Raw genomic sequence first — 12,970 nt, forward strand, 5'->3', positions numbered from 1 at the left:
AGTTGCGACCTAGCACGGAGGAATATTAAAAAATAGTAGTAGCTTTTTGATTCACATATTTACGTTCATCAATAACAGACTCAATAACACAACCGAGTGCTTTTGCGATAAGCATACCCTCACCAAGATCAGGAACATAAAGATTACGTCCTAAACCAACAGCCCAACCAGATTGGAATCTTGATTCAACTTTCCTGATCAACGATTTTTGAAAATTCCATTTCTGACAGAATTCAGCAGCTATTTTTTTAGTTGGAAAAATAGATAATCCCTTATATGTATCATTATCTAAAATTACATAAGGGTTCACTATCTCAATCTCTTTCCCTTGAAACGCACTCATAGTATTGTTTTTATCTTGCCCAATAAATTTAAGATTAAATGTAACTGACATAATAAATAACTCAACACACAAGAACTTTATAATAGATATTATAACACAAAATCCATAAAAACAAATAACTATTTATTCTAAAAATTAATTAACCAAATTCTTATAGCTAAATATTTTAAAATCAAACTTTTTTATTAAAAGTAAAATAAAGAAGTATACGTTGGTATATATCAGCACTCTAAAAATATAAATCAAAAATAAGGCTAAATATAGTGATTTAGCATAAGCAATTGTTTATAATATAATTATTCAAGTTGTATGAGAGCAATAAAGATATACTCTTGGTATTTCTGCATAAGACATACCAAACGGTAGGATATTCCCTGCAAGGAACTGTTTAAGACTTTCCAAACGCTGTAAACCATCAAGGCAAATAATTTCACCTGTTATATCGTTTGTATGATTAAGGGCTTCTTTGGTTGGGTGGTTAAAACGAATGGTTAAGCCACTTTTATCGACTAAACCACGTAGTACATTCTCAATGAACTTGGTTTGCTGATCGTGCGTCCATACATGACCACGCTGAAAATCAGGAACCATATTAATAGGCTTGCCGAAAGAATCTTCTTCCAACTTAAGCCACTCATTTAAAAAGTCTAAACCACACACCGTATCAGATTGAACAGGTTGTCGAATTGGATTTACTTTTTCTAGATATTCATCTTGTGAAAGCATATCAAAACCTAAAGTGATGTAACGCAATGATCTTATCAGAGATACACGGCGCATGAGTGATAAGGATTAAGTAAATGAACACCACTCAACAAAGTGAGTTTTGCATAATCGCCGTTTACTATTTTATTACGTGCGACAACTGCAATACCTGTCGCACAACCAAGTAAAATTAAGTCATACTTTTTTGATTGATTCATTGTTTTATCCCTTTTTGTTGGTTTATGCGTAATGACTAAATTGACCTGAACGCCATTGGGCGAATAAGACACGCTTAACAGGTATGCGACCTGAACGATAAGAATCACCAAAAATTGAGTGACCGCAAAAGGATTTTGAAATATCCTTACGACAAACTGTAAGCATTTGTCCCTTGTGCATTACGGTATCACCAACGGCAATGGTGCTAATGTGAACTTCTTTAATAATGGGTGTTTTCATGGTGTTTATTCCCTAGTTGATAAGGGTAATTATATAATATATACCACACCAAGACAAGGAAATTCACAAAAATGTATAGGTTATTTTTAATCACATAAGTGATATATCGCTATGAGCCATGCAGTCTATTTTTTTTAACCGACCATCTAATCACATGGGTGATGTGTCACTAGAAATTTAGCAACTAAAGATATTATACAACAATATCCCGAACCATGAAAAATAAAGGGAATCTGACCTTTCACCAAATTTTTAGTCGGGGGATCAGTGCTTTGAAATCGCCGTTGATGATCTAGCGGGAGCGTAGATCGTGCGGAGCGCAAGCGAATGGCCAAAAACACACCTCGCACGGAGCGAGATGCCAAACCCCTTTAGGTATCAAACTAGGGGCGGGGTTTAATGACTTTCCCACCATTATTTTAAATGGTGGGGTTATTGGTACTGTGGCGTTTAAGCCACTTTTTTTAAGTTCAATTGGTTCAGGTAGTCCATAGCGATATAAAAGCTATTTTCATAATCTAGGAAGCTCTCAATATGAGCCTTGATTTCAGCTAGAGATTTATCAATAAACAAGCCAAATTCAACAGACATACCCTCAAGTGTGATTTGAAGCGCATAAGGGTAATCAGTCGTTAAAATTGGGTTTTGAATAAATTGAGCGTTGTTTTGGAATGAAGTTACTTCCCCAAGTTCATTACGTGTGAATGGGAATTTACATACCGCACGGCATACGATTTTATTTTGATCTTGATCGACCACAACAAAAGATTTTGAAACCTCAATAACTGATTTACCTTTATTAAAAAGGTGGCTGCTGACATTTGAATCCAAAGCAAAAACTTTGTTTTCTGCAAAAGCATTTTTAACTGCATTTAATTGGTTGATATACATGGTGTTATTCCCTAGTTGATAATGCAATTATATAATATATACCACACCAAAACAAGGAAAAACATGGAATATTATTAGATAAAAATTAAAGTTTTTCCAATCAAATCCATGTATTTATTTATATAACCGATATGAAAACCTATAAAATCAAGAATTAAAATTGAGGGTTACGCTTTGGGATCGCCGTTGGTGGCCGAGCGAAAGCGAGGTCGTAATGAGCGTGAGCGAATGCTTTTTGGCACACGGCGCACGTGCGACAGGCAAAAAAAAGCCTAGCCGATGGAAAGGGCTAGGCGAAAGGCTTAAGCGTGGTTTGTCAGCGTATCAAGATTGATTTCAATCTGTGGCTGATAAACGACTGCAACTTTGTAGGTATCACCACAAATGTCAGTCGCAAGGAATAAGCCATCCTTAACGAAAGTGATTTCAGCGTCATTTGCAAAAATGACATGAGCATCATTTTCACCTAGATGGTATTCAGTGTATGCACCTGAATGATACAGCTTAGAAGCTTCATTCTGTGAAGCTTCGTCATCAGCGAAATGACGCAAAAAGCGGTCATGTTCCGCTTGATACGTGCCATAGCAGAACAAGCCGTTAAGCGATTGGATGATGAAAGGTTTTTGGATTAAAGCTAATGTATTCATGGTGTTGCTCCCTAGTTGATAATGACATTATATAATATATACCACACCAAGACAAGGAAATTCACAAAAAAGTATTGATTATATCAATAGTTTTTCCTATCAAAATAAGGCACTTATTTAGATAACCGATGTTCGAGCGCACGGCGCAAGAGCCAAAGTTGGAACCAACCTTTGAGGTCGCTGTTGAAGATCAAGCGGGAGCGCAGATCGTATCGAGCGTGAGCGAGGGGCTTTTGGGTGTGTAGGCTTTTTATAGGCAAAAAAAATCCTAACGGTTGGGGGACTGTTAGGATATAAAAAAGGGATCAACCTATAATATATATATGGGGCTTTATATCCGATAATCAATGATGATCTGATATTTTTTTCCATAAATGTCGGTGGCAAGGAAAATACCATCTTCAACAAACTCGATAGGTGTATTTACATTGAATGTAAAAGATTGCTCTGCAAAGTCGGCAAGATGAAATTCAATATATTCATTTTCAGCGTCAAGTTGCTTGGCTTGCTCTAATGTGAGATTTAAAGCATCTAGGTAATCAGTCATAGACGCTTTGGCACGACTAAACACGTTATAACCATCAACCACGCCAACCTCAAAGGGGTTAATAATCATAGCTAAGGTTTGATTTGATGATTCAGCTTGTTTAAATGCGATTGAAGCATCACGATTCTTCTGCATAGCTGTTGGGCTATGGCTAATGGTGGTCATTTTTACAAGATTCACGGCGATACTCCAATTTAGTAAGTATTTCGATCTTTATTGAGCGTGGCGAAACATACAATCGTCACAGATAGGAACAACGTACCAAGACAGCTTAATAAAACATCAACCCAATCAAAAGGCTTATTCATGGATAGGACTAAGAGCAATGCACAAGCCCAACCCAAGAGAAAAGAAAGCTTTAAATAAAATTGCTTGTATTGGTTGAAGTGCTTTTTTAATTTCAACATGAGCTATCCCCTTAAGATAGCGAACCATCAACAAAGCCAACGTGTTTAAACACATTTGTTTTCACAACCTCACCATCATCATTGGTGGTTTCAACGGATACACGTTGAGAGAAAGCATGAAGCGGTTTAATGCCAACCTTAATCAATTCAGCTTCAAGTTTAGGCATAAGGTAGCCCGCACCGCCAACCATAGCGGAAGTGACGTTTTCAGCTTTCGCAAGCTGTGCGATTTTTTCCGCACGTTCTTGAATGTCTTGCGCCGTTGGTAGATCAGCAAAGGTTAAAAGACCTTTTAACGCTGTTGTATCAGCAAGGTCGAACACGCCCACAGCAATTTGATCTTGTGATGCAGAATGTTGAGTTAAATTAACGATAGTTTTCATTTTTTAAATTTCCGTGCTATTTGCTTTGATGTGTCTATTTTAAGTGTTTAGGTTAAGATTCTCACAAACCGCAAGCTTGCGAAAATCTTAACGAGATTGGCTTAAGCCGTTTTACCCTGCATGAAAATATTGCAAAGGTACTGTGTAACTGCATACGGTGTTTTGTATGGTGCTTGGAATCGAAAGAAGCGACCACCCAAATTCATATAGAATGTGTGAATATCAGAAAAAAGCGGTTCCATCATGGCAAACGCTTCAAATCCACGCTCTAGCTCCCAACGGCAAGGGGGAAGCAAATTTAATTTTTCGTTCATTTCTTCTTTAGAAACTTCTTGAAACTTCATATTCTGAATTAAAGCTTGTGTATTCATGGTGTTACTCCCTAGTTGATGATGCAATTATATAATATATACCACACCAAGACAAGGAAATTCACAAAAATGTATTGATTATTTATGCTATTTTTACAATCAAATTCAGGTACTTATTAAAATATCCGATGTTCAAACCTAACCCATCAAGAACCAAGTCGGGGATCATGCTTTGGAATCGCCGTTGATGACCAAGCGGAAGCGAGGTCGTATTGAGCGCAAGCGAAGGCCTTTTTGTGTGGAAAAATAGCAAGGTAAAACATCAAGGCAAAAAAAAGCCACCTTAGCGGTGACTTTTGAAAGGGCTGATTATCATTCAATGCTATAAAGTGTAGAAGAATCAAATCCATTATCAGGATTAAATGCAATAAGGCGTGTTTTATCCCACCAATAAGAAAGGGCTTCATTTGTGATTTCACAATCAGACGTTGCAGCCACATAATGAAGTGCTGATATTTGAACAAACAAGCTAAACTCAATATTGTTTAAGCTCTCGTTACTGTATTTATTTGGGTTAGATACTGTAAATTGATCGTCAGAATCTAAAATGTAAATTTGACTATCGTTAAACGCCCACATACCGCCGTTATAGTCATCAGAAATTTTTGAAGCCAAAGCAAAGACAATATTTTCAAGATGCAAAGCAGCCTTAGTCGCAAGTCGCTTGATTTTAAGGTCAATATCAAGCATTTCGTATGCTGTTTTATCAGGGTTCATAAAAGCAATAATGGTATTAACGAATTGCTCATTTTGAGGTGAATAAAGATATAGGTTTTCTAACTCGCAACCTGTATTAAAACTAATTTCTTTTGCGATTGGTGTAGCTGATTGAACAGTCATGGTGTTACTCCCTAGTTGATAATGGCATTATATAATATATACCACACCAAAACAAGGAAATTCACAAAAAAGTATTGATTATATACGTTATTTTTTCAATCAAATTCAGCAACTTATTAAGATACCCAATATTTAAACCTAACCCATCAAAACCCAAGTCGGGGATTACGCTTTGGGATCGCCGTTGATGACCAAGCGGAAGCGAGGTCGTATTGAGCGCAAGCGAAGGCTTTTTAGTGAATATGGCGAATTGTGATTATATTTTAATCAGCACCGCAAGCTTGCGAAAAAAGGAATTGCTTTTGTGTTGGCTTAAAATGGTTACATCAACTAGAGAGCTAAAGGCTAAAAAATGAAAGTATTATTCAAAATTCAAGAACAACAATTCAATGCGGTAATGGATCAATTCAGATCAGCCAATGAATCTGATTATTATACCGTTGGTGAGGGGGCGTATAACCGTTCTCGATATAATTTTAATGAGCAAAACTTGCAATGGTTTGAACGTGCTTTCGTGCGTCACGGCGGTAGTTTGAAAAATTCAGTTGTGGCGGGATATAGCATTATTGAGGGTGGGGCTGTATATCGCACATCAGCAAATAACGCATGGGGCGTTATTTCTGAAAATGGCGAGTTCTATTCGTTTTTCTCGGGCGCACGTTCTGTAAGTAAAAATATCCCTGTGTCATCAGGTGAGATTGTTTTTTATGAATCAAGCGCACCAAGCGACATGCTTTGGGATGAAAGCGAGTTTGATTATGTTGTTCGTAAGGGGGCTGAATACGCATCTAGCCATTTGGCTAAGAATTGCAGATTTGGTATTCCGACAGAAGCGGATAGCCGAGCTTTACAGGATATTTACTTTCATTTTGAAAACAGTTTGGAAATGACCAATCATTTCGACAGCATGATTCATGCTGAAATGTTTAAAGGGGTGGATATTGAGGGGTTATTCTTGAAGCAGTACCGCAACAAGAAAATTGATCTTGCCGAAATGGATAGTCGTCTATTGGTTGCATGGGGAATGCTTGATAATGAAGTTCAAAACAGACTACTCAAGTGGTAGTCGTTTTAGACAGTTCTAGTTTTTCCGATCAATTACCAACATTAATTCAAAAAACTTATATCCGCACCATACATTGTATGGGTAAGTCGGGGATCATTGCTTTGAAAACGCTTTTGCTGTTCATGGCCAAGCGGTAGCGAGGTCGTAATGAGCGTGAGCGAAGGCTTAAAAGCAGCATAACAACGGCGAAAACTGTTAAGTGTTCGTGGTCAAGCTGCACTAGGGGGTGACAAAGAAAAATTCACCTAAATTTAATTAGGTGAATACAGGGTTTGGATAATGGGCTTTCGCCCATTGGTTTATCGAACACGTTTTGAAAAACTGAATGAATCTACAAGTTCGCCGTATCGAAAGGTGTAGATGGTTTTAGTGACTACATCCAATTTATTTTCAGGGTCAAGCTGACAAATCAATTGGAATGATAAGTAATATTCTTTCGCCCAAATTTGGATGCTTTCGATAGCAGGGTTTAAAAGGGTGTCAAATTCGATCAAGTCACCATTTACAACAGGGTTGTAAATTTCTTGGTGATTACCTTTAAGTGAATCATCACCTTTACCCATGATGTAATCTTGTAGATCAAAATCATGTGTATCTGATTTAAGTTCATCAGTCGCACGGTTCATAAAGCCGTTATATAGCTCAATGGTATGGTGCATAGCAAAGTTGAATTTTTTATGAATAACTTTTGGCTCGATTGATTCAGTGCCAAAATCACTGAAATCAAAGTTTAGGATTGGGGTATTGTTGCTGTTGTTTGTTGTTGTATTCATGGTGTTACTCCCTAGTTGATCTTTTGATTATATAATATATACCACACTAAAACAATGAAATTAACAAAAGTGTATAGGTTGGCAAGTGGAGTTTTTTCAATCAAAAACCGATATTTATATAGATAACCGATAGTGGATTTAAACAAGCATTTTTAGTCGGGGGTCGATGCTTTGAAAACGCTTTTGCTGTTTATGGCCAAGCGGAAGCGAGGTCGTGCGGAGCGTGAGCGAAGGCTTTTTTAGGAAAAAGGGAATTTCAGGCGAAAAAAAACCTAGCCATTGGGGTTGGCTAGGCAAAAAGTGGAACTTTTTAAAAATGGTCAGGGGTGGGGATTGCTCCCCTGATCCCTTAGTTGAATTTTGCTTGGTGCATGGTAATGGCTTCATTCACCGATGTGGCTCCCAATGGGATAAAATCTGAAAACTCGCCATTCTTGATTGAGAGAATATCAAAGCGACCTGTTGAATCCTCGTAGATCAAGCCATTTTCGTGATTGAAGCTTGATGAGCCATAACGCTTCAAGGCTTCTTTGCATACGGCGTATGCGTCATTAGTGATGGTATAACCGCTTGCATCTACGGCTGTGATTACAACGATCTTACCTGTAACTTTACCGATTTGTCTGAAATGTGCTTTAAGTTTCATAGTGTTGCTCCCTAGTTGATAGGTACAATTATATAATATATACCACACTAGAGCAATGAAATTTACAAGATAATTACAAATATTTAACCGATAAAACCAATCAAAAACAAGTGTTTAGATGAATTTCCCATGACTTTAAAATGACTTCAAAAAAAGGCGAGTTTACGCTTTGAAAACGCTTTTTGCTGTTCATGGCCAAGCGGTAGCGAGGTCGTAATGAGCGTGAGCGAAGGTTTTTAAAACGGCGGGAATAAAAATCGGTGGATCAACTCGAAAGAAGCAACCCCGACACCTTAATTACACCAATAGCCTAAATCTCACGTATAAAAAAAGCCTAGATCACTAGGCTTTATTTTTTTGTAGCTGAATTAACTTGCCACGTATTTTGCTTTACGCAAATCAAGAGCCTGTTCAACTGTAGTCGCACGTAGGGGAAGGTATTTTTTGAACTCGCCATTTTCGATAGAGAGAATATCAAAGTAGCCATCTGAATCTAAATAGATCAATCCGTTCTTGTGATTAAATTGCTGACCATATTTTTGAACCACATCTTTCACAACTGCTTTCGCTGCATTGGTGATAGTCGGCCCATTGGGATCAGTCGCTTCGATAATGAGTACATCAGGCTCATTACATTTAATAAGCTGATACGGCGTATTCAATTCCTGTGTAATAAGCTCACTCATTCTATGGTTCCATACAGTTCTTATGTGAATGTGCATTATACCAAAACCATTGTTTTTAATCTATTTTGTTTCCTGTGGTATATATTAAAAATAGAGTATTTATGATACAATTATAGGATAAAGAAAAAGAGGGCTACCCGATGCAAGAGATCAATTATCAAACTGAAAAGAAGCGGAATACGCTTGTAAAAGTATTCCGTAATGAAGCTTATTTTGTATTGGGTTTAGCAACTCTGATTGCCATTGGTGGTGGATACTTAACGCTAACCATGATTAGTATGTTTCTTGATTTCAATGTCAAAGTGGCATTGGGTTATTTTCTAATTATTGCGATTGGCTTTATTGTGATTGCGATTGAATACTACATTCATACTGTGAAGTTCATTTTGAATGAAGATCAGATTGAAATCCTGTACAAGAAAACCAAACCTCTGATAAAGGAATCTGACGAGGAATAAAAAAAGGCTTTGAAGCCTTTTTTTTTATATCTAGTGAAAAGTGATCCATTCTACTTAGGGGCTTTATACCCTGTAATATCATCCAAAGCAGCTTCTTCTTGATCTGCATTCTTAAAGTGGCTATTCACTTCTTTTACGATATTAGGAAGTAGGAACTTCTTAACTTTGTCATAGTCACGGTTACTGAATACACCATCATCTTCTGAATAAACCTTAATGGCTTTTGAAAGCTGCTCTTTGTTTGGATTAGCGTCTAAGGTATAGACCGACATTTCAAGGATTGCTGTTCTGCGTTCCCCAATCTGTTTATCTGCTACATCGAGGTACTGCTGTTCCCCACGATAGAGTATTGCAAATGAAATAACGGCGATAAGTACAATGATCCCCGAAGCAATACGATAGCCACGCCTAAAGGTAAAATACGCAATAGATAAAACAAACAGGGTGGTACATACAGTCGTAAACATTTCGTGATTTCCGTTTTTCAATTATGAAAACATAATTATTTTAGGGGTATAAAAAATAATACCATTTAAGAAATGATTTATATATATAAGGGTATTAATTAATGAAACATTAGCTAATCTCTAATTAAAAAAAACCAAGAACTAATCCAAAATCTACTGTAAGCGAACCGCCGTACTTGGGTGGGTGAGGGGAAGCCGATCTGTGTGGTAAGCCCATTCCGTGATCTTGGTAAAGATAAAACCTAAAAATGGTAAAAAAATAATCGTATTGGTAAACATTAAAAGAGTGATTGGTAAGTTTTGCTTTATAGGTGGTAAACAATCTATGGCCCAAGATCAGGAACCAATGTCCTAGAGGTAGGCAACCAATGCTTTCAGATAGGAATCTATTTTTGATGATCCATGTGTCATTCTACCAAGTAAAACGATCACGACTTTTTGAAATCTCGAAGCCAAAATTCTAGCTGCAACATCACCCAAAAGAGCATAAAAGCATTCTCTGTTTTTCAATTTCCTAAGCGTGGAACATATACAAAAATACGATCTATCACGATAGTTTTAGTCGGGGAATCACGCCGTTGAAATTCCATTAGACAGCAGATCATGCGAGTTCAATCTTTGTAGTTATGGCTGTATATGGGATAAAGAAGCGATATATAGCGATATTAAACCAACAATAAGTTTTTGTGATTAAAAACGACATTTAATCGTAAAAACTATAATAGCCAAATGATATGAATATAAAACAATGGATTATGAGATATTTTGTTTTTATAAAATCATTGAAAGTGTCATTTCCCTGTATATAGGAATACAACACCCAATGAATATCACCCAAAAATTAAATAGAGAAAAAAAGTTTATGCCACGAATAATAGTGATCTATCATTAATTTTATGGATAACTATAATCAACGGCGAAGGGGCAAAAAGTTTCCCATCTCAAAAACGCCAAAAACAGCAATACTTTCATATCTTTACAACGCTTTTTTTAGACAAAATTAAAAAGATGGGAAAGTGATTAAAAAAAACACAGAAAGAAGGGAAACTTTTTTTAAAAAGATGGGAAAGTTCTAACCTATACTGCTAGTGATCTAGAGTGCCAAAATGCAAAAAACTTTCCCCGAGAAAATTCTCTCAAAGGGAAAGTTAAAAAAAAGTGCTGTTCAAATTTTATTCTAAATTAGATTTTAGAATTGATTTGAGAATAAATTTGGGTTCATTTGATTATGTTTTGCTAAGAAATCGTATATTTCCAATTCCGTAACTTCAACATTGAATGGATCAAGTTTATGACCTGAATCATTAATGATTTTTTCAATTTGTGCGGGAGTGGCATTTTTGAGTTGTGGGTATTTATTACGAATACCTGTTCTCAAAGATTTTAACCGCTTATTTCTTTCTTCCGCTTGGACGCTACGTTTATTATCCTCAATATAGACAATAACAGTATCAACGATAAACTCTTGGAAGTTACTAATATCGTTTTTAGAGAAGCGGGTATAATGCAAGGTAGTAGGGAACACCATGCGTTTGTAAAGAATTGGTGTGAGCTTATGTATCTTAGCCCTTGTTTTTGCTGAAATTACTCCAATTTGATGACGCACTCCATGAAAGTTAGCCTTAGCATATAAACGCTTAAATGCTTGCTCAATCTTTTCAGGATTGCGTACCGATACCTTAACTGCACTATCTAGCGTGTAATACGCTTTCTCAATGTAATCTTCTGATAGATACCAAGTAAAACGCACTATCTTATTGGAATTACAACGGAAAATGTATTGGTGTCTTTCTTCTGCGGTACGGTATTTGAGCGTAAGTAGCTTAAGAGCATCATTAAAGTCTGTTCCATCAGGTAGGATTATCCCAAAGGTAGATTTTAATAATGATTTAACTTGTTCAGGAGTATATTTTTTATTTTCATAATCTTCCTGTAGGAATATAAAACCAAATTCCTTTCGCTTATTTTCAAAGGATTCTTTTAGCTTGTTGGTAGGTTTTCCATCAAGCACTAGGGATTCCTTTTCCCCACGACCTATTGACTGAATTGACAGAGAGCTACCCGCTTCACTGTTCAGGTGGTCTAACTTTTCAGAGGTGAGGGTAAGTCCGAATTTTTCAGGATACAGGTGGGTTCTAGCAAATGTTTCCCGAAGGTCTGTGTAATGCACATATTGCCCCAAAACGTACTCTTTCACTCTTAGCAGGTCGTTTGGGTTTGCGGTGTGAATCGGTTTGAGTTTTTCCCTTTTACACAGGTCTTTATTTAACTGTGGGATCAAAGGTATTTCTTTATCAGACGTTCTACGAGCGTTTTTATATCCTGTCGTGAGTAACCAAAACTTCACGTATCCAAGTTCATACGGATCACTGTAAACGATCATTGTCCAAACAGGTTTTCCTTTCTCTAGGTCTAACTTTCTAGGGTGGTCTGAATCGTTCAGGTTGTATTTCGCTATGAGTTTAGGAAAGACAGTATTTACATTAGCAAGAGGGATAGATGACTGCATCCAATAGTTCGCACCGCCATTCGCAACGGCACGAATTAGCTCATTCAGCAGGCTTCCAAGCTTTGTGCAATATTTAATCATGTTTTGTTTTTACCCCTATTTTGGCGGTTTGAATAAAAGTACCCCATCGGTTTACATACGTTATACAGGTTTTTTTCAGTTATTTTAAGGTTTTTTTGCTTTTTCAGGCGGTTTCAGTAAATAAAAGTTCCTGTCAGGCGGTTGGTCGGCTTGTTTTTCAGTATCAGGTGGGGTATTTTTACGATGCCATCCAAGATTCGAGAAGGCGTTGCTACGGATTGCCAATGAGGTAGCAACTGTTTCGGTCTTAATGATTTAGTAGTGATTTTTTGTGTGTAAGTACAGCCATACTTTGCATTCAATCATGCGAAGCTGCATACGTGGGAAACCTAGTTGGTGCGGCTGCGAAAGGCACTAGAGAGTGAGATTCTCTCTTTTGACCTAATCCAAAAAATCCACTAAATGAGTGAGCTATGAAATGTGAACTTGATTGGTGTGTTTTTGATAAGTTGGGCGACACGGAAACGGGCGTTATGGTGACATAACTAACCCTGCTTAACGAAGAAGGTGAGTATCTGCACGGATTGCTAGATGCGTTAATAACCTCTGTTTACCGCTTCAATTTCTACGAAGGGCGGTATGCATGGCACACAGGTGGGCTTTTGAGAGTATGGCGACATACTAGGGACATGAGAGGAAGCTTCGATTGTTCGGTACTTCGAGGTTGGCTGAAATGACTTGTCGAGATGAC

General features: G+C 37.2%; 18 protein-coding genes. 2 read left to right on the top strand and 16 right to left on the bottom strand.

The genetic code is table 11. The annotated features are described in order from the left end of the window. Nucleotides 1-25: 25 nt before the first annotated feature. The 11 genes from ACSC97_RS00745 to ACSC97_RS00795 all read right to left on the bottom strand — a co-directional run bounded on the left by ACSC97_RS00745 (nucleotide 26) and on the right by ACSC97_RS00795 (nucleotide 5,593). Nucleotides 26-394: a hypothetical protein gene (locus tag ACSC97_RS00745; protein WP_436658694.1), complete on the bottom strand. Its 369-nt coding sequence runs from the start codon at nucleotides 392-394 to the stop codon at nucleotides 26-28. Between the two features lie 249 nt (nucleotides 395-643). Continuing rightward, complete coding sequence (locus ACSC97_RS00750) at nucleotides 644-1,069, bottom strand: DUF262 domain-containing protein (RefSeq protein ID WP_436658696.1); 426 nt, start codon at nucleotides 1,067-1,069, stop codon at nucleotides 644-646. Between the two features lie 35 nt (nucleotides 1,070-1,104). Next, entirely contained in the window at nucleotides 1,105-1,266 is a 162-nt protein-coding gene (locus ACSC97_RS00755) for a hypothetical protein (protein ID WP_436658698.1), read from the bottom strand. Between the two features lie 22 nt (nucleotides 1,267-1,288). After that, on the bottom strand, nucleotides 1,289-1,507 hold the full coding sequence (locus ACSC97_RS00760; protein ID WP_436658700.1) for a hypothetical protein: 219 nt from the start codon (nucleotides 1,505-1,507) through the stop codon (nucleotides 1,289-1,291). Nucleotides 1,508-1,957: 450 nt separating this feature from the next. Next, nucleotides 1,958-2,398 carry a hypothetical protein gene (locus ACSC97_RS00765; protein ID WP_436658702.1) on the bottom strand — a complete coding sequence of 147 codons (441 nt, stop codon included), beginning with the start codon at nucleotides 2,396-2,398 and terminating at the stop codon, nucleotides 1,958-1,960. Between the two features lie 302 nt (nucleotides 2,399-2,700). Continuing rightward, on the bottom strand, nucleotides 2,701-3,045 hold the full coding sequence (locus tag ACSC97_RS00770; RefSeq protein WP_436658705.1) for a hypothetical protein: 345 nt from the start codon (nucleotides 3,043-3,045) through the stop codon (nucleotides 2,701-2,703). Between the two features lie 331 nt (nucleotides 3,046-3,376). After that, nucleotides 3,377-3,772, bottom strand: a complete 396-nt coding sequence (locus ACSC97_RS00775) for a hypothetical protein (RefSeq protein ID WP_436658707.1) — start codon at nucleotides 3,770-3,772, stop codon at nucleotides 3,377-3,379. A gap of 14 nt (nucleotides 3,773-3,786) precedes the next feature. After that, complete coding sequence (locus ACSC97_RS00780; RefSeq protein WP_436658709.1) at nucleotides 3,787-3,999, bottom strand: hypothetical protein; 213 nt, start codon at nucleotides 3,997-3,999, stop codon at nucleotides 3,787-3,789. 11 nt (nucleotides 4,000-4,010) lie between these two features. Beyond that, on the bottom strand, nucleotides 4,011-4,382 hold the full coding sequence (locus tag ACSC97_RS00785) for a hypothetical protein (protein WP_436658711.1): 372 nt from the start codon (nucleotides 4,380-4,382) through the stop codon (nucleotides 4,011-4,013). A 101-nt stretch (nucleotides 4,383-4,483) separates the two neighbouring features. Then, on the bottom strand, nucleotides 4,484-4,753 hold the full coding sequence (locus ACSC97_RS00790; protein ID WP_436658713.1) for a hypothetical protein: 270 nt from the start codon (nucleotides 4,751-4,753) through the stop codon (nucleotides 4,484-4,486). A 312-nt stretch (nucleotides 4,754-5,065) separates the two neighbouring features. Further along, complete coding sequence (locus ACSC97_RS00795; RefSeq protein WP_436658715.1) at nucleotides 5,066-5,593, bottom strand: hypothetical protein; 528 nt, start codon at nucleotides 5,591-5,593, stop codon at nucleotides 5,066-5,068. A 352-nt stretch (nucleotides 5,594-5,945) separates the two neighbouring features. Here ACSC97_RS00795 and ACSC97_RS00800 point away from each other — a divergent pair, with 352 nt between their 5' ends. Further along, nucleotides 5,946-6,659: a hypothetical protein gene (locus tag ACSC97_RS00800; RefSeq protein ID WP_436658717.1), complete on the top strand. Its 714-nt coding sequence runs from the start codon at nucleotides 5,946-5,948 to the stop codon at nucleotides 6,657-6,659. Between the two features lie 299 nt (nucleotides 6,660-6,958). On the opposite strand, the gene ACSC97_RS00805 is transcribed toward ACSC97_RS00800, so the two are convergent. From ACSC97_RS00805 to ACSC97_RS00815, 3 genes are all read right to left on the bottom strand, one after another. Beyond that, entirely contained in the window at nucleotides 6,959-7,432 is a 474-nt protein-coding gene (locus ACSC97_RS00805; RefSeq protein WP_436658719.1) for a hypothetical protein, read from the bottom strand. Between the two features lie 349 nt (nucleotides 7,433-7,781). Continuing rightward, on the bottom strand, nucleotides 7,782-8,078 hold the full coding sequence (locus ACSC97_RS00810; RefSeq protein ID WP_436658721.1) for a hypothetical protein: 297 nt from the start codon (nucleotides 8,076-8,078) through the stop codon (nucleotides 7,782-7,784). 368 nt (nucleotides 8,079-8,446) lie between these two features. Further along, complete coding sequence (locus ACSC97_RS00815; RefSeq protein ID WP_436658723.1) at nucleotides 8,447-8,764, bottom strand: hypothetical protein; 318 nt, start codon at nucleotides 8,762-8,764, stop codon at nucleotides 8,447-8,449. Nucleotides 8,765-8,904: 140 nt separating this feature from the next. On the opposite strand from ACSC97_RS00815, the gene ACSC97_RS00820 reads away from it, so the two are divergent. Then, nucleotides 8,905-9,222, top strand: a complete 318-nt coding sequence (locus ACSC97_RS00820; RefSeq protein ID WP_436658725.1) for a hypothetical protein — start codon at nucleotides 8,905-8,907, stop codon at nucleotides 9,220-9,222. Between the two features lie 50 nt (nucleotides 9,223-9,272). Here ACSC97_RS00820 and ACSC97_RS00825 read toward each other — a convergent pair whose 3' ends face one another. Together ACSC97_RS00825 and ACSC97_RS00830 are read right to left on the bottom strand one after the other, a co-directional pair. Then, entirely contained in the window at nucleotides 9,273-9,689 is a 417-nt protein-coding gene (locus ACSC97_RS00825; RefSeq protein WP_436658727.1) for a hypothetical protein, read from the bottom strand. Between the two features lie 1,189 nt (nucleotides 9,690-10,878). Beyond that, complete coding sequence (locus tag ACSC97_RS00830) at nucleotides 10,879-12,279, bottom strand: hypothetical protein (RefSeq protein ID WP_436658729.1); 1,401 nt, start codon at nucleotides 12,277-12,279, stop codon at nucleotides 10,879-10,881. Nucleotides 12,280-12,970: the final 691 nt, after the last annotated feature.

It is taken from the genome of Acinetobacter sp. P1(2025), from assembly GCF_051390655.1.
Classification (GTDB): Bacteria; Pseudomonadota; Gammaproteobacteria; order Pseudomonadales; family Moraxellaceae; genus Acinetobacter; species Acinetobacter junii.

Coding starts and splice junctions, on each gene's coding strand:
- ACSC97_RS00830 (WP_436658729.1), bottom strand. CDS start 12,279: ATGATTAAATATTGCACAAAGCTTGGAAGCCTGCTGAATGAGCTAATT.
- ACSC97_RS00795 (WP_436658715.1), bottom strand. CDS start 5,593: ATGACTGTTCAATCAGCTACACCAATCGCAAAAGAAATTAGTTTTAAT.
- ACSC97_RS00780 (WP_436658709.1), bottom strand. CDS start 3,999: ATGTTGAAATTAAAAAAGCACTTCAACCAATACAAGCAATTTTATTTA.
- ACSC97_RS00820 (WP_436658725.1), top strand. CDS start 8,905: ATGCAAGAGATCAATTATCAAACTGAAAAGAAGCGGAATACGCTTGTA.
- ACSC97_RS00745 (WP_436658694.1), bottom strand. CDS start 394: ATGTCAGTTACATTTAATCTTAAATTTATTGGGCAAGATAAAAACAAT.
- ACSC97_RS00790 (WP_436658713.1), bottom strand. CDS start 4,753: ATGAATACACAAGCTTTAATTCAGAATATGAAGTTTCAAGAAGTTTCT.
- ACSC97_RS00805 (WP_436658719.1), bottom strand. CDS start 7,432: ATGAATACAACAACAAACAACAGCAACAATACCCCAATCCTAAACTTT.
- ACSC97_RS00770 (WP_436658705.1), bottom strand. CDS start 3,045: ATGAATACATTAGCTTTAATCCAAAAACCTTTCATCATCCAATCGCTT.
- ACSC97_RS00765 (WP_436658702.1), bottom strand. CDS start 2,398: ATGTATATCAACCAATTAAATGCAGTTAAAAATGCTTTTGCAGAAAAC.
- ACSC97_RS00760 (WP_436658700.1), bottom strand. CDS start 1,507: ATGAAAACACCCATTATTAAAGAAGTTCACATTAGCACCATTGCCGTT.
- ACSC97_RS00785 (WP_436658711.1), bottom strand. CDS start 4,382: ATGAAAACTATCGTTAATTTAACTCAACATTCTGCATCACAAGATCAA.
- ACSC97_RS00815 (WP_436658723.1), bottom strand. CDS start 8,764: ATGAGTGAGCTTATTACACAGGAATTGAATACGCCGTATCAGCTTATT.
- ACSC97_RS00825 (WP_436658727.1), bottom strand. CDS start 9,689: ATGTTTACGACTGTATGTACCACCCTGTTTGTTTTATCTATTGCGTAT.
- ACSC97_RS00810 (WP_436658721.1), bottom strand. CDS start 8,078: ATGAAACTTAAAGCACATTTCAGACAAATCGGTAAAGTTACAGGTAAG.
- ACSC97_RS00755 (WP_436658698.1), bottom strand. CDS start 1,266: ATGAATCAATCAAAAAAGTATGACTTAATTTTACTTGGTTGTGCGACA.
- ACSC97_RS00800 (WP_436658717.1), top strand. CDS start 5,946: ATGAAAGTATTATTCAAAATTCAAGAACAACAATTCAATGCGGTAATG.
- ACSC97_RS00750 (WP_436658696.1), bottom strand. CDS start 1,069: ATGCTTTCACAAGATGAATATCTAGAAAAAGTAAATCCAATTCGACAA.